15 protein-coding genes are annotated in these 19103 nt (G+C 57.1%); 8 read left to right on the forward strand and 7 right to left on the reverse strand.

What is annotated here, in order from left to right; all coding sequences use genetic code 11:
* The first annotated feature begins 35 nt into the window (after nt 1–35).
* Complete coding sequence (locus tag AFL22_RS02885) at nt 36–719, forward strand: FadR/GntR family transcriptional regulator (protein WP_010253357.1); 684 nt, start codon at nt 36–38, stop codon at nt 717–719.
* Here AFL22_RS02885 and AFL22_RS02890 read toward each other — a convergent pair.
* Nucleotides 708–1763, reverse strand: a complete 1056-nt coding sequence (locus tag AFL22_RS02890) for an AI-2E family transporter (RefSeq protein WP_010253354.1) — start codon at nt 1761–1763, stop codon at nt 708–710. The genes AFL22_RS02885 and AFL22_RS02890 overlap by 12 nt on opposite strands.
* A gap of 300 nt (nt 1764–2063) precedes the next feature.
* Between AFL22_RS02890 and AFL22_RS02895 the strand changes: the two genes are divergently transcribed.
* A complete protein-coding gene (locus tag AFL22_RS02895; protein ID WP_033785697.1) occupies nt 2064–3287 on the forward strand; it encodes an MFS transporter in 1224 nt (407 codons plus the stop codon).
* An 84-nt stretch (nt 3288–3371) separates the two neighbouring features.
* Here the strand turns inward: AFL22_RS02895 and AFL22_RS02900 are convergent, their stop codons facing one another.
* Entirely contained in the window at nt 3372–4187 is an 816-nt protein-coding gene (locus AFL22_RS02900; protein WP_052270761.1) for a TIM barrel protein, read from the reverse strand.
* A 421-nt stretch (nt 4188–4608) separates the two neighbouring features.
* Here AFL22_RS02900 and AFL22_RS02905 point away from each other — a divergent pair, with 421 nt between their 5' ends.
* A complete protein-coding gene (locus tag AFL22_RS02905; protein ID WP_010671520.1) occupies nt 4609–6114 on the forward strand; it encodes a CoA-acylating methylmalonate-semialdehyde dehydrogenase in 1506 nt (501 codons plus the stop codon).
* A gap of 119 nt (nt 6115–6233) precedes the next feature.
* Nucleotides 6234–7052: a 5-deoxy-glucuronate isomerase gene (gene iolB, locus AFL22_RS02910; RefSeq protein WP_010671521.1), complete on the forward strand. Its 819-nt coding sequence runs from the start codon at nt 6234–6236 to the stop codon at nt 7050–7052.
* Nucleotides 7053–7150: 98 nt separating this feature from the next.
* On the opposite strand, the gene AFL22_RS02915 is transcribed toward iolB, so the two are convergent.
* Entirely contained in the window at nt 7151–7993 is an 843-nt protein-coding gene (locus AFL22_RS02915; protein WP_010253340.1) for a MurR/RpiR family transcriptional regulator, read from the reverse strand.
* 499 nt (nt 7994–8492) lie between these two features.
* Complete coding sequence (iolC, locus tag AFL22_RS02920) at nt 8493–10406, reverse strand: 5-dehydro-2-deoxygluconokinase (protein WP_033773070.1); 1914 nt, start codon at nt 10404–10406, stop codon at nt 8493–8495.
* Nucleotides 10407–10951: 545 nt separating this feature from the next.
* On the opposite strand from iolC, the gene iolD reads away from it, so the two are divergent.
* The 3 genes from iolD (at nt 10952) to iolE (ending at nt 14909) form a co-directional block, all read left to right on the forward strand.
* Nucleotides 10952–12892, forward strand: a complete 1941-nt coding sequence (gene iolD / locus AFL22_RS02925; RefSeq protein ID WP_010253337.1) for a 3D-(3,5/4)-trihydroxycyclohexane-1,2-dione acylhydrolase (decyclizing) — start codon at nt 10952–10954, stop codon at nt 12890–12892.
* 62 nt (nt 12893–12954) lie between these two features.
* A complete protein-coding gene (locus tag AFL22_RS02930) occupies nt 12955–13965 on the forward strand; it encodes a Gfo/Idh/MocA family oxidoreductase (RefSeq protein WP_010253336.1) in 1011 nt (336 codons plus the stop codon).
* Between the two features lie 47 nt (nt 13966–14012).
* Nucleotides 14013–14909 carry a myo-inosose-2 dehydratase gene (gene iolE / locus AFL22_RS02935; RefSeq protein WP_052270762.1) on the forward strand — a complete coding sequence of 299 codons (897 nt, stop codon included), beginning with the start codon at nt 14013–14015 and terminating at the stop codon, nt 14907–14909.
* Nucleotides 14910–14964: 55 nt separating this feature from the next.
* Here the strand turns inward: iolE and AFL22_RS02940 are convergent, their stop codons facing one another.
* Together AFL22_RS02940 and AFL22_RS02945 are read right to left on the reverse strand one after the other, a co-directional pair.
* On the reverse strand, nt 14965–15519 hold the full coding sequence (locus tag AFL22_RS02940; protein WP_010253333.1) for a DcrB family lipoprotein: 555 nt from the start codon (nt 15517–15519) through the stop codon (nt 14965–14967).
* 116 nt (nt 15520–15635) lie between these two features.
* Nucleotides 15636–16301, reverse strand: coding sequence for a 7-cyano-7-deazaguanine/7-aminomethyl-7-deazaguanine transporter (locus AFL22_RS02945; RefSeq protein ID WP_052270763.1), 666 nt, complete (start codon nt 16299–16301; stop codon nt 15636–15638).
* 204 nt (nt 16302–16505) lie between these two features.
* Here AFL22_RS02945 and tusA point away from each other — a divergent pair, with 204 nt between their 5' ends.
* Nucleotides 16506–16757 carry a sulfurtransferase TusA gene (tusA, locus tag AFL22_RS02950; RefSeq protein WP_010253330.1) on the forward strand — a complete coding sequence of 84 codons (252 nt, stop codon included), beginning with the start codon at nt 16506–16508 and terminating at the stop codon, nt 16755–16757.
* A 54-nt stretch (nt 16758–16811) separates the two neighbouring features.
* Here tusA and AFL22_RS02955 read toward each other — a convergent pair whose 3' ends face one another.
* Entirely contained in the window at nt 16812–19103 is a 2292-nt protein-coding gene (locus AFL22_RS02955) for a zinc/cadmium/mercury/lead-transporting ATPase (RefSeq protein WP_052270764.1), read from the reverse strand.

Below are 19103 nucleotides of genomic sequence, written 5' to 3' on the forward strand. Positions count from 1 at the left end.
GAGATCGCTTTTAAGTGCAATCAGAGGAGAGGGTGATGACGCTGCCAGTAATAAAAACCGAGCGCCTGTACCGTCAGATCGCCAATGTCATCATGGCCGGTATCACGCGCGGTGACTTTGTGGCAGGTGGGTTGCTGCCACCGGAGCGTGAGCTGGCAAAACAGCTGGGTGTCAGTCGTTCATCAGTGCGTGAAGCATTGATTGCGCTGGAGATGACCGGCTGGGTCGATATCCGCACTGGCAACGGCGTTTACGTCGCCCAGCCGTTGCCGCAGGCTGCGGTTCCGCAGGAGAGCGAAACCTGCAGTCTGCAGGATCTGTTGCAGGCGCGTGAAGCCTTTGAAGGGATGCTGGCAGGATTTGCCGCACGTAACGGCACCACCGTTCAGCGTGCAGCACTGCTGGCGCTGACCGCTGAACTGCAGCAGTACAATGAAAACGACGCGGCCTTTCTGGAGCAGGACAAGCGCTTCCATCTGCTGATCAGTGAGATGAGCGGCAATGATGTATTACGCGACCTGCTGGAGCAGTTATGGAACCGGCGCCACAGCCCGCATGTGCAGCGACTGGAGCGCCATTATGCCGATAACAGCTTCGCGCAGGAGATGAACGCTGACCATCAGCAGATCGCCAATGCGATTGTGGCGGGCGATGAAGCAGCAGCCCGTCAGGCGATGGAGAGCCATCTCCAGCACGTGCAGCAGCGGCTACTTGGTTAATGCCCGCGCCCGCTTGGGTCGTCCGGTGCCTAGCATAATCGCCAGACGGCTGCCGCCTGGCGTGGTTTCCATCAGAATTTTAGTAATGCTGGTGAGCGGCACCGAGAGCAGCATGCCGACCGGACCGAGCAGCCAGCCCCAGAACACCAGCGACAGAAACACCACCAGTGTCGATAAGCCAAGACCGCGCCCCATCAGGCGCGGTTCCAGCATATTGCCAAACACCATATGAATCGCGGTAAACAGCGCCGCCACCATCGCGGCATCAAACAGGCTGTTCAGTAACAACGCCTGCAGGAAGGGCGGGATACCGGCGATAATCGGGCCGATATTGGGAATAAAGTTGAGGATAAACGCTACGACACCCCATAACAGCGCAAACTTCACATCCAGCAGATAGAGACTCAGCCAGACCGCGATGCCGGTTATCAGACTCACCAGGGTTTTCAGCGCCAGATAGTGCGTGACGCCTTTCAGCGCTTTATGCAATCCGGCGATGCGAATTTTCGGATTCACCAGCGCGTTGCGCATTTTATAGGGCAGGTGATGGACCTCAAACAGCATAAAGACCACGGTCAGCACCAGCAGCACGGTATTGGTCATCGCGCCGGAAAAGCCGCTCAGCGCCACGGTAGCCAGGTTCATCATGGTATTAGGATCGAAACGCTGTACCAGCGCATCGGTTGAAATATTAAGATGAAAGCCCGCCGCCAGATGTTGCAGCACCGTCATTTTCTGCTCCATGGTGGCGCGCAGTTGCGGATAGAGATCGGAAAACTCGCTCATTGAGCTGGCAATAATGGCACCCAGCAGCACGAGAGCGCAGAAGATCACCGTGATCACCAGCCCAATCGCCAGTCCACGGCGGAAGCCACGACGCATCAGCATCGTCACCAGCGGATTCAGCACAATGGCAAAGAACGCCGCCAGCAGCAGCGGAACCAGAATATCGGACGCTGCCCGAACCCCGGCGAGGATAATGACCAGCATCGCCAGTTTTATCAGAATATTTTGTCCGATCTTTTCCCGTTGCAGCTCGCTCATTCTCTCTCTCATAACGTAATTTGGCTGTTGAAAGTGTAGCTGAAACAAAATTAACAATCTGATTTATCAGAGAAACGGTAAAGCACGGCGGCAGGTGGGTGATGTAATCAGCGCCACAGCACTCAGCTATCGCGGCAGAGCAGCAACTCCCCATTGTGCCGGTTTTTACCCGGCTTTCTGCTGCACGTCCGGGCAGGGGCAGCCGCCCGATAGCCGTGTCATTAAGATGCACCAGTGGCGAAAGCGGGTATAGTTAAAGGATAAACCTTATCATTCAGCCAAATACGAGCGCGAGGACTCATGCCTGAACAGCCTGCCGCGGAACCGAACACCCCATCCGGAAACCTGCACATCTCTCTGCTGATCCTCTCTATCGTGGCCTACAACTTTGCCAGCTATCTCACTATCGGTCTGCCGCTGGCGGTATTGCCAGGATGGGTGCATGACCAGTTGGGCTTCAGCGCATTCTGGGCGGGCCTGGTGATCAGCCTGCAATATGTGGCGACGCTGCTGAGCCGCCCACACGCCGGACGCTACGCCGATCTCTGGGGGCCAAAGAAAGTGGTGGTGACCGGACTGGTTGGCTGTCTGATCAGCGGGTTATGTATTTTGCTGGCTGCGCTCATCGAATCACCGCTGTTAAGCCTGACGCTACTCTGCGTGGGCCGCTTGATTCTGGGCGTGGGCCAGAGTTTTACCGGCACCGGCACCTCGTTGTGGGGTGTGGCGCGGGTGGGTTCGCTTCACATTGGCCGGGTCATCTCCTGGAACGGCATCGTCACTTATGGCGCGATGGCGATTGGCGCGCCGCTCGGCGTAGTGATATTCCGGGCGGGTGGCCTGCTGTGGCTGTCGCTGGTCATTGTTGCTATCTGCGTGGTGGGCATCGTCTGCGCGGTGCCGCGTCCGGCCGTAAAAGCCAGCCGGGCCAGACCCCTGCCGTTTCGTGCGGTGCTGGGGAAAATCGCCGGTTTTGGTGCGATTCTGGCGATGGGTTCGGCGGGTTTCGGTGTCATCGCCACCTTTATTACCCTGTTCTATCAGGATAAAGGCTGGGAAGGGGCCGCCTTTGCGCTCTCCCTGTTCAGCGGCGCTTTCGTCGGCGCGCGCCTGCTGTTCCCGAATGCGATTAACCGCCACGGCGGTCTGCGGGTCGCCAGCATCTGCCTGGCGGTTGAAGCCGCCGGACTGTTTCTGGTAGCCGCAGCGGGCGATCCCTGGATGGCAAAAGCAGGCGCATTTCTGACCGGTGCCGGGTTCTCGCTGGTATTCCCGGCGCTGGGCGTGGTGGCGGTAAAAGTGGTGCCGCAGCAGAATCAGGGCAGCGCGCTGGCGACCTACACCGCCTTTATGGATCTGTCGCTGGGGATAACCGGGCCACTTGCCGGATTCATCATGACTTATGCGGGTGTCTCACGCGTCTACCTGCTCACGGCGCTGCTGGTCTGCGTCGCTTTTTTCTGCACGCTGCGCATGCAGCGGCGTCAGGCGGTGTTGCCGGCAGCAGACGATTCATCAGGATAAAAAAAATGGCCCAGCAGCGGGCCAGAACGTCTTTTCAGACACAGATAAACCGATTAATGGTGCGCGCAAAGCGCAGAACAGGATTCAGGCTTGCAGCAGTTCAATACTGTTGCGGATCTGGCGTTCAATCTCCGCAGGGGTCCAGTTGCTGAGCTGACTGGAGAAAGGCTCAAAGGCATAAACGCCCTTATAGCCAAGCATCTCCAGCCGCTTCACCTGCACCACGCTCTTCAGTACATCGTTATCACTTAGCATGATGCGTTCTTCATCGGTCAGTTCGGCGGTCGGACGGCGATCTTCCACGCCCGAAAGGTGCACCAGACCAATCTGGTTAACATCAATGCCTGCTGGGAACTCCTGCTCAGCCAGCTCATAAAGATGATGGTGAAAGGTATCCAGCAATAACTTAAAGGGCACGTCCGCCGCGGCGATCAATTGCTGCTTTTGTACCGCCGAACGCAGCGAGCTGACCGGAAAACCCAGCGGCTCCACCAGACCCTGAATGCCATAGTGGGCAAAGCGCGGGGCCAGCTGCTGCATCGCCGCCTGGGTTTGCTGAGGCGACACGGCAATCCCCTCATTCAGCGGACACATGACCAGCGCCTTTGCACCAATCTGTTGTGCTGTCTGTAACAGTGCTTCGGCCCGGGCCAGTAGCGCGTCATCAATGCGGTTAAACGGATAGAGCGCATTAATGGTGATGATATCAATATGATACCTGTCGGTCAGAGCGCGCAGCTGATCGGTGCTGAGATCGTCAGTGACGCTGCCGCCCGGCATGTCATTTCGCAGTTCAACCTTGCTCAGCCCCAGGCGCTGAACCAGCTGAAAAAATGCCTCCAGCGAGAGCCGGGGCGCAATTTTGCGGTTGATACAGAAACGGGTTGGATCGATGGCCATGCACTGACTCCGGGACAGGAGGATGATGCGACCAAAGAGAACATTTATTTCATTAATAGTGAATAATGAAAAACAAATTATTAGATCAGCCTCGCATTAATTTCATATTCCGTTTCAGCCCGATGCATAAAGGCTGGATCGACTTCGCAGTAAAACGCCCAAACCACTCCCCGGCTATTACCCTGCTACGCTAAGGCTGGCCGCTATTAGTGGCCTCCCGTCATCGTGATGCCGCGAGAGACTAAGTGGCGGGAAAAATGCGATCTGTGCCGCTAAAATCAAATTTTCCAAAAAGAACCATTTGAAAAATTTGTTCCACTGTAATAGCTTCATAGCACGCTTTCAGGTTTGCCTGGTCAGGCAGTGTGGCAGGTCGCATGGTCCGTCTGCAGGGAACTTAACCATCTAAAGAGGCAACATCATGACAATCATAGGTAACTTTATTGGCGGTAAAACCACTTTCAGCGCCAGCAACGAAACCATTCCTGTTTACGATCCGGCAACCGGCAAAGTGGTACGTGAACTGACGCAAAGTACCGCTGATGAAGTGGCCCAGGCGATTGGTGTCGCGCATGACGCTTTTGCCGCCTGGTCGAAAACCTCGCCGCTGCGTCGCGCCCGCGTTCTGTTCAACTTTAAAGCCCTTATGGAGAAGCACCGTGACGAGCTGGCGGCGCTGATTGTCTCTGAGCACGGCAAAGTCTGGTCTGATGCGCTGGGTGAACTGACGCGTGGCATCGAAGTGATTGAGTTTGCCTGCGGGATCCCCCATCTGCTCAAAGGCGAATATTCCCCGAACGTCGGCAGCGGCGTTGACAGCTACTCGCTGATGCAACCGGTCGGCGTCGTGGCGGGCATTACGCCGTTTAACTTCCCGGCGATGGTACCGCTGTGGATGTTCCCGATAGCCCTGGCCTGCGGTAACACCTTTGTGCTGAAGCCACCGGCTCTGGATCCTTCCGCGGCAGTGCGTATGGCTGAACTGCTGACCGAAGCGGGCCTGCCCGATGGCGTATTCAACGTGGTGCACAGTTCCAATGAAGATGCTGAGCAGCTCTATAAAGATCCGCGTATTGCCGCGGTGAGCTTCGTCGGTTCTTCTGGCGTGGCTGAGCATATCTATAAAACCGCCAGCGCCCACGGCAAGCGGGTACAGGCGTTTGGCGCGGCGAAAAACCACGCTATCGTTATGCCGGATGCCGATCTGGATGCCACCGTCAACGCCATCATGGGCGGTGCGTTTGGCTCTGCTGGTGAACGCTGCATGGCGCTGCCGGTTGTGGTCGCCGTGGGCGATGATACCGCCGACAAGCTGATCGCCCGTCTGACTCCGCTGGTGAACGCGCTGCGCATCGGCCCTGGCATTAATCAGGGCGCTGATGAAAATGAGATGGGACCGGTCGTTTCAGCGGCGCACCAGAAGAAAGTGCTGGGCTACATCGACAAAGGCGAGCAGGAAGGCGCGAAGCTGGTGGTCGATGGTCGTAACGTGCAGGTTGCGGGTCACGCCGAAGGTTACTACGTCGGCGGCACGCTGTTTGATCATGTCACCTCTGAGATGGTGATCTGGCGTGAAGAGATTTTTGGGCCGGTGCTGAGCATCATGCGCGCGCCGGACTACGACAGTGCGCTGCAACTGGTTAACAGCCATGAGTTCGGCAACGGCAGCGCGATTTTCACCAGCAACGGTCACACCGCACGTGAGTTTGTGCAGAACGTTGAAGCGGGTATGGTCGGTGTCAACGTGCCGGTTCCGGTGCCGATGGCGTTCCACAGCTTCGGCGGCTGGAAGCGTTCAGTGTTTGGCGCGCTCAATGTTCATGGGCCGGATGGCGTGCGTTTCTATACCCGCATGAAAACGGCCACCGTACGCTGGCCATCCGGTCAGCAGACTGTGTCTGAATTCAGTATGCCAACCTTAGGCTGATTCATTTCAACGCTGATCCCGGTGCGCGACCGGCAGGATAATCTGCCGGTCGCTTTGTTCGCTGGCACCGCGCCCGCGAGCCCACCGCAGCGTCAATCGTGACAGAGAGGAGTATCAGGATGTCTTTACTGTCGAAAGCACAAGCCCCTGACGCGCAGGGTCGTATTCAGCATGTGACGCCTGAGCGCGCCGGCTGGCGTTATGTGGGATTTGATGCCTATTTGCTGAAGAAAGGGGAAACCCTGCGTCTCAGCAGTGGTGACAAAGAGTTGTGTCTGGTGCTGGTGGCCGGGCTGGCCTCGGTAAAAACCCGCCATGCTGATTTTCCCGGTATCGGTCAGCGCATGTCGCCTTTTGAGCGCGTACCGCCTTATTCCGTTTATGTGCCGCATGATGATGAAGTAGAGGTTTACGCTGACAGCGATCTTGAGCTGGCGGTCTGTAATGCGCCCGGTCAGGGGAATCTGCCTGCGCGCCTGATTGCACCAGCCGATGTCGGCGTTGAGCATCGCGGAAAAGGGCGCAACCAGCGCCTGGTTCACAATATCCTGCCTGACAATGAACCGGCTGATAGCCTGCTGGTGGTGGAAGTCTATACCAACGAGGGCGATACCAGCTCTTATCCCAGCCACAAGCACGACCAGGAGGAGAGTGAAAACGAAACCTACCTGGAAGAGACCTACTATCACCGTTTCGATCCGGAACCTGGCTTTGCCATGCAGCGCGTCTACACCGACGACCGTTCCCTGGATGTCTGTATGGCACCCTATAATCGCGACGTGGTGATGGTACCGCGCGGCTATCATCCGGTAGCGACGCTGGCGGGATACAATAACTACTATCTGAACGTGATGGCGGGGCCGGTGCGGCTGTGGAAATTTACCTGGGAGAAAGATCACGCCTGGGTGAACAGCGACAGCTATCCGCGGAAAGCGTAAGTCATCGCAGAAAAATAAACAGCAATCACGGTTTATAACCCGCGTTCATATCAGTAAAAAGGGCAGCCTGTCGCGCTGCCCTTTTTTGTGTGTGGAACTCAGCTGGTCTTTGCGTTGTTCAGTGCCAGCGAAACCGCCAGCGTCTGTGCCAGGCAGAGTGAAGCGACCTGCGAACGGAAGCCATCGACCTGCGCTTCACGTACCACAAAGCAGACATCGCTGAAGGCGGCCAGCGGACTGACCTGACTGTCGGTAATGGCAATCTGATGCGCACCGCGTTTGGCACCCATTTCAACCACCTCGACCGCTTCACGTGCATAAGGCGAGTAGCTGATCGCAATCACCACATCTTTCGGGTTTACCAGGCTGAGCTGCTCGGTAAACATCCCGCCCAGGCCATCAATCAGGAAAGCGCGGCGCTCAAGATGACGCAGCGCGTAGACCAGGTAGGAGGCGACGCTGAAAGAGCGGCGCAGGCCGATAACATAGATATTCTCAGCCTCATTCAGCAGTTTCACCGCTTTGTTCAGCTGCTCAGGATTAACCTGCATCGCCAGCTGCTGCAGCGCCTGGCTGTTAACCATGGTAAAGACGTTGAGGATTTCCGCCGGACTTTCAGGCGCACTGGCGCTGTCGTCCGTTGAAGTCTGACGAAACAGGCGAGCGCGCTCGGTATAGTTGACCGTCTCCTCCATCAGATGCTGACGAAAAACCTGTTTCATTTCGTTGAAGCCGCTGAAGCCAAAAGCATTCGCAAAGCGGATCAGCGTCGACGGTGGCACATCGGCCTGCTGAGCAATCGAGGCGACGGTATCGAAAGCAATACTGTTACTGTTATCAAGGATGTAGCGCGCAACCTGTTTAAGACGCTTGCTCAGCGTTTCGTAGCGGCGACGAATATCGTCCTGCAAGAGAGAAAGTTGGGTGGGATTATTGTTCATCACTTCTGCCCGTATAATTAGAATAATGGCTGCATAATGAGCGCTATAGTATCAGATGGATGGAAAATTTCATTTCTTTGCGTCAACGACGCGGTTTATTTCATGGCTTTATGAAATGGTTCACAGATTAGCCTCAGCACTCGAGACGCGCCTCTGCACAGGTCATAACAGGATGAAAACCGGCGTGGAAAGTAAGTGAGGGGAAGAGGGATGCGAGTAAAAACGCCATCCCAGGTGTGATGGCGTGAGATTGTTGAAAAGTGTGCCCTTCCAGCTGTAAGACTGTGCAGGCTCAGGTAACACGGTCAGATCGGAAAGTCGCTAAAGCCATCCCTGGCCGCTCGGCCCGCGCCGTCCCTGGCGCGGGACGCTTTCCTCCTCTGACCGTGTTACCTGCGCATTGAGCTTATTCGTTGCGGCAACGTTCACCCTGCTTTGAATGAGTCAGCAGTCTGAGGCTATCCCTGGTTGAGATAGCCTCTGGCAGAGCAGCAGCAAATCAGGCGCGGGCAGCGCGCCAGTACTCAATCAGTCGCAGATAGTTGCCTTTAACCGTCTCAATCAGCGCCTGATCGTCCAGCTCCCCCTGTAACCACTGGCGGGAAGGCTGACCAAAGATAGTGCGGCCTACCGCAAAACCTTTCACCCAGGGCGCTTTGGCCGCCGCGGCGAAGCCCGCTTTAAGCTTCTCTTCGGGCGCATCCAGACCGAGTAACAGAATGCCGCGACAGTGGGGATCCTGCTGCTCAATCAGACCGCTGATCGCCTGCCAGCTTTCCGCCGACAGCGGTGGCAGTTTCCACCAGTCAGGCTGGATGCCCAGACTGTAGAAATGGCTCAACATATCAAAGTAATACGTTTCATTCTTATCCGGGTTGTTGTCAGGCAGAATCACTTCCAGCAGCAGCTCATGACCGCTTTTGTTACAGCCGTTCCAGACGTCGAGCACCAGCTCATCCTGCTCTTTACGCAGTTCAGCACTGTCATGCGGATGATAGAAGACCAGACATTTCACCACGTGTTCGGCAGGCCAGTCGATCAGCTGTGAGCCGATGTTGCCATGTTCCAGGCGCAGCGGACGCGAGCTCGGCAGCTCAATCGGGCGGCCAATCCACCAGTTCTTACCGGTGATGGCGTTCAGCGCCTTCTGACCGTAGGTCGTATCCGCCAGAATCCCGCTTTTATTCTCTAATCCTGCCTCTCTGGCAGCCTGCTGAGCGGCTTCCAGCAGCAGCAGTTTCAGTTCCGGAATGCGGCTCTCGTCCACGCCCGCTTCCTGCGCCATATCCGCCAGCTGTTTGCGGTGGTCAAAGGCGAAGACATTCAGCTCCGGCCACTGCTGCTTGCGGGTAGTCACGCGGTGCAGATGGTTCAGACGGCTGTCGAGATCGGGACGCTTCACCTCTTTGTCGCGACTCAGGAAATCATCCAGCTCCGCTTTGGTTGGCATGGCGGGCGCACAACCGTGGCGTGATACTACCAGCGCTCCGCAGGCGTTGGCGTAACGGCACGCCTGAGTCCAGCCCTCATCATTCAGCCAGCCGCGCAGCAGGCCAGACATAAAGGCATCGCCCGCGCCCAGCACGTTGAGAACCTCGACGCGTACGCCCGTGTGCAGCTCAGTCTGTTCCCAGCTATCCGGGATCTCGCCTTCAAACACCACGCAACCCAGCGGTCCACGTTTGCAGACCAGCGTCGCCTGACTCGCCTGACGCACGTTTTTCAGCGCGGTCAGGGTGTCGGTGCTGCCACCGGCAATATGAAACTCCTCTTCGGTGCCGACGATCAAATCGAAATAGTGCACCACTTCCTGTAACTGCTGCGTGACCTGTGACGACTCAATGAAACGTGTTTCACCGTCGCCCAGAGAGGTCAGTCCCCACAACACCGGACGGTAATCGATATCCAGCGCCGTGCGCAGGCCGTTGCGGCGGGCAATATCCAGCGCTTTCAGCACCGCTTCGCGGGTCTGAGGATGGGATAAGTGGGTGCCGGTAACCGCGACGGCGCGCGCAGAGGTAATAAAGGCTTCATCGATATCGTCCGGAACCAGGCCCATATCGGCGCAGTTATCGCGGTAGAAAATCAGCGGAAAAGTCTCTTCATCTTTGATGCCGAGGATCACCAGTCCGGTCAGACGCTGCGGATCGGTGATTAGCGCATCGGTGTTACAGCCTACGCGCTGCAACTCTTCACGCAGAAAGCGACCATTATGCTCATCTCCCACCCGCGCCAGCATCGCCGATTTCAGCCCCTGAATCGCGGTGCCATAGGCGACGTTGCCCGACGAGCCGCCCAGATATTTAGCAAAGGAGGTGACATCTTCCAGTCGCGCCCCGATTTGCTGGCCATAAAAATCAACGGCGATGCGCCCGATACAAATCACATCAAGCGGTTTCTGTTGTGTACTCATACCTGTGGTTTCCTTCTGTGATTAGCAGCGCTGGCGGGCGTGAAGACCGACACCAGTTACGCTCTGCTTCCGGGTCTGTAGGTGTCTGACTGGCTATGAGGGGAGTATGAGGAATAAAAATTCCATATTCAATACGAAATGAAATATCCATCGCAATTTTGTGAACCAGGTAAAACTCCTGATTACCGCCCGCCTGAGCGAACTCTGCCAGCGTGATGTGCGGTATGTCAGGGTTGTGAAGGGGATCGCAGGAATCCGCACGCCAGTCAGGCAAGCTGCTGCATTGAAATGAATTTTTTCATCAGGCACCACTCTCTGTTAAACGTTCCAGATTTCCCCACTGTAATCGCCCGCCAGACCTGTTGCCGTCATTAAATTTGATCTCACTCGCAAAATGAAATGTTTCTTCTGTAATCGTGTTTTATGAAAAATATATTTGTTTATAATCGCCTCACGTTTCAGTTATTCAGGTCGCCTTTTCCGCCGATGACAACGCCTGGCGTGCTGTCGCGGAAGTCGGGGTCCACCAGCATGTAAGGAAGAATATGGGCACTATCAGACTGACCACGGCACAGGCGCTGGTTAAATTTCTTGATAATCAATTCATTGATGTCGATGGCGTTGAGACGAAGTTCGTAAAAGGCATCTTCGCCATTTTCGGACATGGCAACGTGCTGGGGCTGGGCCAGGCGCTGGAACAGGATAGCGGCGATCTGGTGGTCTACCAGGGCCGTAATGAGCAGGGTATGGCTCATGCTGCCACCGGCTTTGCGCGCCAGTCGCTGCGCCGCCAGATTATCGCCTGCAGTTCGTCTGTGGGGCCTGGTGCGGCCAATATGATCACCGCCGCGGCGACCGCGACCGCCAACCGCATTCCTCTGCTGCTGCTGCCAGGCGACGTCTTCGCCACCCGTCAGCCCGATCCGGTGCTGCAACAGATTGAGCAGAGCTACGATCTCAGCATCAGCACCAACGATGCCTTCCGCGCCGTCAGCAAATACTGGGATCGCGTCAGCCGCCCGGAACAGCTGATGTCCGCCTGTATCAACGCCATGCGTGTACTGACCGATCCGGCAGAAACCGGCGCTGTCACGCTGTCGCTGCCGCAGGATGTGCAGGGCGAAGCCTGGGATTACCCGGACTACTTCTTCCAGAAACGGGTGCACCGTCTGGATCGCCGCCTGCCGGTGGCGGCGCAGCTGGCAGATGCCCTGACGCTGATTAACCGTAAGCGCAAGCCGATGATTATCTGCGGCGGCGGAGTGAAATACTCCGAAGCGGGCGAGGCGCTGCGCCAGTTTGCCGAGCGCTATCAGATTCCCTTTGCGGAGACGCAGGCGGGCAAAGGCACGCTGGTCTCTGACCATCCGCTGAATGTCGGCGGCGTGGGCGAAACCGGCTGTCTGGCGGCTAACCTGCTGGCGAAAGAGGCCGATTTAGTGATCGGCATCGGCACCCGCTACACCGACTTCACTACCGCGTCGAAATGGATTTTCCAGCATCCCGATGTCAGCTTCCTGAACATCAACGTCAGCAACTTTGACAGCTACAAGCTCGATGGCGTGCAGCTGCTGGCTGATGCCCGCGAAGGGCTGACCGCGCTCACCGCCGGGCTGGCCTCGCAGCACTACAGTAATGACTGGGGCAATCAGATTGAGCAGGCGCAGAGCCAGCTGCTGAAAGAGACGCAGCGTGTCTACCAGGTGGAATATCACGATGGCGACTTTGTGCCGGAGATTGCGGATCATCTCGACCGCGAAGCAGTGTTCGCTGAGTTTAACCGCCTGACCCAGTCGCTACTGACGCAAAGCAGCGTGCTCGGCACCTTAAATGAGCAACTGCCGAAAGACGCAGTGGTAGTGGCAGCGGCGGGCAGTCTGCCGGGCGACCTGCAGCGCGTCTGGCGCACCAAAGATTACAACGCCTACCACGTTGAATATGGCTACTCCTGCATGGGTTATGAAGTGAATGCCGCGCTGGGTGTGAAGCTGGCGCAGCCGCAGCGCGAGGTCTATGCGCTGGTCGGTGATGGCTCCTTTATGATGCTGCATTCAGAGCTGGTCACCTCGATTCAGGAAGGGGCGAAGATCAACGTAGTGCTGCTGGATAACATGACCAACGGCTGCATCAATAACCTGCAGATGGAACACGGCATGGACAGCTTTACCACCGAGTTCCGGTTCCGTAATGCGGAAGGCGGCAAGCTGGACGGCGGCTTTATCCCGGTCGATTTTGCCGCTATCGCCGCCGGTTATGGCTGCAAAACCTATCGTGTGACCACGCTGGAGCAGCTCAAGGCGGCGCTGGAAGATGCCCGCACCCAGACGGTTTCCACCCTTATCGACATCAAAGTGCTGCCAAAAACCATGATCCACAAATATTTCAGCTGGTGGCACGTCGGCGTGGCGCAGGCCTCGAAGACCGAACGTTCTCAGGCGGTGGCGGACAAGCTCAACAGCCATCTGGATCAGGCGCGAAAATATTAATTTCAGGGCCGTGCCGCGGCCCGTTTTGCTCTTCTCCGTACGAACCCTACACAGGTGTAATTATGACTTTGAAACTTGGCGTCATCGGTACAGGTGCAATTGGTCAGGAACATATTCGTCGCTGCAGCCACGTGCTGCAGGGTGCACAGGTGGTTGCCGTCTCTGACATTAATGTCGAAGGCGCGCGTGCCGCACTGCAACGCCTGAATATTGAGGCGGAGGTATTCGAAAATGGACACGACGTGATTCAGTCTCCGGATGTTGATGCGGTGCTGGTCACCTCATGGGATCCGACCCATGAAGAGTTCACCTTAGCGGCGATTGCCGCCGGTAAACCGGTGTTCTGTGAAAAGCCGCTGGCGATGAGCGCCGAGGGCTGCCGCCGGGTCGTGGATGCAGAGATTCAGGCGGGTAAACGCCTGGTGCAGGTCGGCTTTATGCGTCCTTACGATGCGGGCTACCGTGCACTGAAAAAAGTAATTACCGATGGCGATATCGGTGAGCCGCTGATGCTGCACTGTGCGCACCGCAACCCGACCGTGCCGGAGAACTACACCACGCCGATGGCGATCACCAACACCCTGATCCACGAGCTGGATGTGCTGCGCTGGCTGACAAACGATGACTATAAAACGGTGCAGGTAGTCTTCCCGCGCGTTACCTCGAAGTCACACAGTCAGCTGAAAGATCCGCAGATCGTGCTGTTCGAAACCCAGAAAGGGGTTCGCATTGACGTCGAGATCTTCGTTAACTGCGCTTACGGCTATGACATTCAGTGTGAAGTAGTGGGTGAAGAGGGGATTGCGCGCCTGCCAGAGCCCTCTTCGGTGCAGCTGCGCAAAGAGGCCCGCCTGTCGAACACCATTCTGGTGGACTGGAAAGATCGCTTTATCGAGGCGTATGACGTTGAGCTGCAGGCGTTTATCAACGACATCAAAGCGGGCCAGTTGACCGGTCCTTCTGCCTGGGATGGCTTTGCCGCCTCAGTCGCCGCCGATGCCTGCATTAAAGCGCAGAACAGTGGTGCGATTGAGCCGGTAGAGATGCCGCCGCGTCCTGCTTTCTATAACTGATTTAGCTGTCTATGCGGCATGGCCGCTCTCCGCCTGGGAATAAGATAATGAACAAAGAGAATGTAAAACTGGCGATCGCCCCGATCGGCTGGACCAACGATGACATGCCGGATCTCGGCAGTGAGAATACCTTCCAGCAAACCGTCAGTGAGATGGCGCTGGCTGGCTTTACCGGCAGCGAAGTAGGCAGCAAATATCCCCGCGATCCGGCGATCCTGAAACCGATGCTCGACATTCGCGGCATCGAGATCTGTAACGCCTGGTTCAGCACCTTTTTCGCCAACGGCGACAAACAGAAAACCATCGAACAGTTCATCGAGCATATGAACTTCCTGCATGCAATGGGCGCGCGGGTGATTGGCTGTTCCGAGCAGAGCAAAAGTATTCAGGGCACCGGGCTTGCGGTGTTTGAAGAGAAAGCCATTTTCAGCGATGAAGAGTGGCAGTTAACCGCGGAAGGCTACAACGAACTGGCCCGCATCGCGGCGGAGAAGGGGATGCGCGTGACGCTGCATCACCACATGGGCACCGGCATTCAGACCACTGAAGAGATTGACCGGTTTATGGAGATGACCGACGAGCAGGTCGGTTTGCTCTATGACACCGGCCACGTCTACTACTCCGAATGCTCCCAGCAGAAGATGCTGGCGGTACTGGAGAAATATCTGCCGCGCATCTTCCACGTTCATCTTAAGGATGTGCGTGATGAGGTGGTCGCCGAGGTGCGTGAGAACCATCTCTCGTTCCTGGAAGGAGTGAAAAAGGGCACCTTTACCGTACCGGGCGATGGCGTGATCGACTTCAGACCGGTGTTCAAAATCCTGGATGATTACGGCTATAAAGGCTGGATGGTGGTTGAAGCGGAGCAGGATCCGGCACTGGCCAATCCGTTTGAATATGCGGTGAAAGCGCGGAAATATATTCGCGAGAATGCAGGTTTATAAAAAGCCCTTCTGAACGAAGGCTGGCTTCCCCGTGCAGGGAAGCCAGCCTTTTGTTTTACTTCAGCGTAATGCTTTTCACGATGTTGTCAGCATCGCTCTGCGCCTGCTGCTGATTATCACCTGGCAGCGTAATCTGCAGCGTCACCAGTTTGCCATCCACTTTCGCCAGAACCACTGAAGACCATGAGGTCTGGTTATTGGCAGAAATCACCGTATCCAGCTGCTGTGCGGGCTGATCTTTTAGCGTCACAGATTTGTTCGACACCACCTGCAACTGCGGATCGCGGTTACGCTGCTGCTGTTCCATACGCTGCGACAGCACATCCAGACCATCATTGGTCGGGTCACCGGCAATCACAATAATGGCGCGGGCACCGGTTTCATCCGCATAAACGTGCATGTTAGTGGTCTGCGAACCCAGTTTACCGCTTTTATCGGACATGCCTGGTGGCAGCGAGAAGCTCAGTTTGCCATCCATCAGCGTGACGGTTTGCGCCGACTGACTGGCGCTGACGCCGTTGTCATTCGCCGCTTCATCTTTCTTCTGGTCACAGGCCGCTAAGCCGAGTACCAGTAAACCCATTCCTACATATTTCACCAGGTTGCGCATCAGAATCCCTTTTTAAGTTTCCAGTCAGGCATTAATACAACAGGAATCAGGTTGCAAACGCAACCTGATGATTGTCAGAAGATCTTAGCGGATAGTAGTGGAAACCGTATGGGCACTTAGCCGAAATTGACCTGGCGGGCGGTCTGGCGTTCAGCCAGACGTTTCAGCGCCGCGTTGAGCAGCACGCCGTAGGCGGGCAGGAAGAAGACCATGCAGATCAGTACCTTGAAGCTGTAATCCACCAGAGCAATCTCAACCCAGTGCTGCGCCATAAACACATCGGGGCTTTTATAGAAGGCGATAAAGAAGAAGGCCAGCGTATCGCTGATATTCCCCAGGAACATGGCGCAGCCCGGCGCAATCCACCACTGTGGCAGGCGACGCAGACGGTTGAATACGTGAACGTCGAGAATCTGACCCAGCGCGTAAGCCATAAAGCTGGCGCAGGCGATACGGGCAACAAACAGATTCATCACTTCCAGTGCCTGCCAGCCCTGCCATTCACCCTGATAGAACAACGCTGAGACGCTGTAAGAGATAAACAGTGCCGGGATCATCACGGCCAGAATAATGCGTCGGGCCAGCGGTGCGCCAAAAATACGCACGGTGAGATCGGTCGCCAGGAAGATAAACGGGAAGCTGAATGCACCCCAGGTGGTGTGGAAGCCAAACACTGAAATAGGCAACTGAACCAGATAGTTACTCGAAGTGATCACCAGCAGGTGAAACAGCGATAACCAGAAAAGCGCATGCATGCGCTGACGCGAAGAAAATGCGAGCATATTCAACCTTTTTAATGTTGGGGTGAGGGAACCCATTGCGGGACGCCGTTCGGGCAGCGCCTGGCAGTTTTATGAGCAAAAAGCGGCGGCATCTTACCGCGTTGTGCTTTTTATGCAATGGTTAATTTTAGCGCAATCGTTATCGCCTTGCTTCACCGCCAGCACGCGCTAGAATGAGCGCCCCTTACCTGAACCGAGTTGATTATGAGCGATGCTTTTTCCTCTGCCGACCATCAGCTGGATGCCCGTGGCCTGCGTTGCCCGGAGCCGGTGATGATGGTGCGCAAAACCGTACGCAGCCTGCAGGATGGCGAGACGTTGCTGATCATCGCCGATGATCCGGCCACCACGCGCGATATTCCCGGCTTCTGCCGCTTTATGGAACATGGCTTGCTGGCGCAGCAAACCGACACGCTGCCCTATCAGTTTCTGATCCGCAAAGGCATGGCGGGTTGACGACAGCCGTACAGGCCGCCGTTAACCTCACTCTTCAGATCAGAAGCCGCCTGCTCAGGCGCGGCGACGCAGTAACCGCAGCGCGTTGGCGGTGACCAGCGCGGTCGCACCCGAATCTGCCAGCACCGCCAGCCAGAGTCCGGTCAGACCCAGCAGGGTTGTGACCAGGAAAATCGCCTTTAGCCCCAGCGCAATACCGATATTCTGACGGATGATGCGCCGAGTCCGGCGTGCCAGCGCAATCATCGGAGCCAGATTGCTGAGCTGATTACGCGTCAGGGCAGCATCGGCCGCTTCCAGCGCCACATCGGTGCCGCTGCCCATCGCAATGCCCAGCGTTGCCGCTTTCATTGCTGGCGCGTCGTTAATGCCATCCCCGACCATCGCCAGCGGCTGTTGCTGACTCAGTTCGCGGATCGCCGCGACTTTATCGGCGGGCAGCAGACTGGCGCGATAATCAATATCGAGCTGGCGGGCAATGGTCGCCGCAGCGCGCGGATTGTCGCCGGTCAGCATCAGGCTCTCAATACCCAGCTTTTTCAGCGCCTTTAACGCCTCGACGGCGTCGTCGCGCAACTGATCGCGCAGAGCCAGCGCACCCAGCGCTTCGCCATCGCGCATCAGCACCACCAGGGTTTCACCTTCAGCTTCCTGTTGCGCTATCTGCGCATTTTGCTGCGGCGTCAGACCGGGTGCATGGCCGGGCGTCAGCAGCTGAATCTGCTGGCCAGCGACTTTCGCGCTGATGCCGCGTCCCGCCTGCACCTGCTGATCCTGCGCGTCAGGAATCACCAGATCACGCGCCTGCGCGGCCGCCACGATAGCGCTGGCCAGCGGATGGGTGGCACCCTGTTCCGCAGCGGCGCTCAGCGCCAGCATCTCTGACTCGCTGGCCGTGCCAAAGCGCAGGATCTGCGTCAGTTGTGGCTTGCCCAGCGTCAGAGTACCGGTTTTATCAAACGCCATTCTGCGCACCGAACTCAGCCGCTCCAGCGCCGCACCGCCTTTGATCAGTGCGCCCTGTCGCGCCGCTGCAGCCAGCCCGGAGGTAATGGCGGCAGGCGTGGAGATCACCAGTGCACAGGGGCAGCCAATCAACAGCAGTGTCAGCCCTTTGTAGATCCACGGCTGCCAGTCGCCTGCGCCGAGCAGTGGCGGCACCACCATCACCAGCAGCGACAGCAGCATGACCAGCGGCGTGTAAATACGGCTGAACTGGTCGATAAAGCGTTCGACCGGCGCACGATGCGTTTCCGCTTCTTCAATCAGCTGCAGGATACGGTCGATCGCGCTTTCACCCGGCTTCGACACCACTTCCAGCATCACCAGGCGATCAACGCTGGTAGCACCGGCGAGGATTTTTTCGCCGCTGGCCCGCGTTACCGGCAGTGATTCACCGGTCAGCGCGCTCTCATCGAAACTGGCAAGCGGGCTGATTAAGCTGCCATCGACCGGCAAGCGGCTGCCCGCCGCGACTTCAATCACATCGCCGGGTTGCAGCGCTGCGAGCGGTACCTCAGTACGTTTGCCCTGTTCAAGACGGATCGCCGATTCAGGCCGCAACGCCATCAGGCTGGTAACGCCGCTGCGCGCCCTGGAAGCGGCATAGCTTTCCAGCTGTTCGCCCAGCTGAAACAACACCAGCACCATCGCGGCTTCAGCGTGTGCGCCTATAATCAGTGCGCCAGCTGACGCCAGCGTCATTAATGTCTCAATAGTAAAAGGCGATCCGCTGCGCAGACGCTGCCAGGCACCGCGCGCCACCGGGACCAGGCCGACCAGCGTGGTCAGCACAAACAGCCGATCGCCCCAGGCGGGCGCGAACTGGCTGAGAATGCTACTGGCAAGCACCAGCAGCGCCAGCAAAATCAGCATCCGGTTATGCTGCCAGCCCGGCGTAGCGGGGGATGTGGCCGACGTGGCTGATGGGGTTGCGAGCTGGAACCCGGCTTTTTTCACCGCCTGTTTAACGGCGTTTTGTACATCGTGTTCAGCGTTGACCACCAGTTTCTCGCTGCTGAACAAGACACGGGCGTCGGTCACGCCACTTACCTGACGGACAGCGGTTTCAATGGTGCGGGCACACGACGGGCAATCCATCCCGCTGACCTGCCAGCTAAAGGGATAACTGTCGGCGCCTCGCCGGTCGCTTTCCTCAGCGGTGTCGGCGTCGTTGCCAGGGCTGCAGTGACTGTCACAGCAACAGCCTGCCGTCTCGGCAGGTACAGGCGTCGCGGCGTGAATAGAAAGGGAGAGGGGGCGGGCCTGGCGAACCTGGCACAGCGGTTTTGCTGCGGCGTGACTGGCACGGGGTTTGCCGCAGCCACAGGCGTGATGTTGATGCAT

It is taken from the genome of Pantoea sp. CFSAN033090, from assembly GCF_001264395.1.
Taxonomy (GTDB): Bacteria; Pseudomonadota; Gammaproteobacteria; order Enterobacterales; family Enterobacteriaceae; genus Pantoea; species Pantoea agglomerans.

Bases quoted from the DNA above. Each gene is read 5' to 3' on its own strand.
- AFL22_RS02890 (WP_010253354.1), bottom strand. From the start codon at position 1,763: ATGAGCGAGCTGCAACGGGAAAAGATCGGACAAAATATTCTGATAAAA.
- AFL22_RS02930 (WP_010253336.1), top strand. From the start codon at position 12,955: ATGACTTTGAAACTTGGCGTCATCGGTACAGGTGCAATTGGTCAGGAA.
- iolB (WP_010671521.1), top strand. From the start codon at position 6,234: ATGTCTTTACTGTCGAAAGCACAAGCCCCTGACGCGCAGGGTCGTATT.
- AFL22_RS02940 (WP_010253333.1), bottom strand. From the start codon at position 15,519: ATGCGCAACCTGGTGAAATATGTAGGAATGGGTTTACTGGTACTCGGC.
- AFL22_RS02915 (WP_010253340.1), bottom strand. From the start codon at position 7,993: ATGAACAATAATCCCACCCAACTTTCTCTCTTGCAGGACGATATTCGT.
- iolD (WP_010253337.1), top strand. From the start codon at position 10,952: ATGGGCACTATCAGACTGACCACGGCACAGGCGCTGGTTAAATTTCTT.
- tusA (WP_010253330.1), top strand. From the start codon at position 16,506: ATGAGCGATGCTTTTTCCTCTGCCGACCATCAGCTGGATGCCCGTGGC.
- AFL22_RS02885 (WP_010253357.1), top strand. From the start codon at position 36: ATGACGCTGCCAGTAATAAAAACCGAGCGCCTGTACCGTCAGATCGCC.
- AFL22_RS02955 (WP_052270764.1), bottom strand. From the start codon at position 19,103: ATGCATCAACATCACGCCTGTGGCTGCGGCAAACCCCGTGCCAGTCAC.
- iolE (WP_052270762.1), top strand. From the start codon at position 14,013: ATGAACAAAGAGAATGTAAAACTGGCGATCGCCCCGATCGGCTGGACC.
- AFL22_RS02905 (WP_010671520.1), top strand. From the start codon at position 4,609: ATGACAATCATAGGTAACTTTATTGGCGGTAAAACCACTTTCAGCGCC.
- iolC (WP_033773070.1), bottom strand. From the start codon at position 10,406: ATGAGTACACAACAGAAACCGCTTGATGTGATTTGTATCGGGCGCATC.
- AFL22_RS02900 (WP_052270761.1), bottom strand. From the start codon at position 4,187: ATGGCCATCGATCCAACCCGTTTCTGTATCAACCGCAAAATTGCGCCC.
- AFL22_RS02945 (WP_052270763.1), bottom strand. From the start codon at position 16,301: ATGCTCGCATTTTCTTCGCGTCAGCGCATGCATGCGCTTTTCTGGTTA.
- AFL22_RS02895 (WP_033785697.1), top strand. From the start codon at position 2,064: ATGCCTGAACAGCCTGCCGCGGAACCGAACACCCCATCCGGAAACCTG.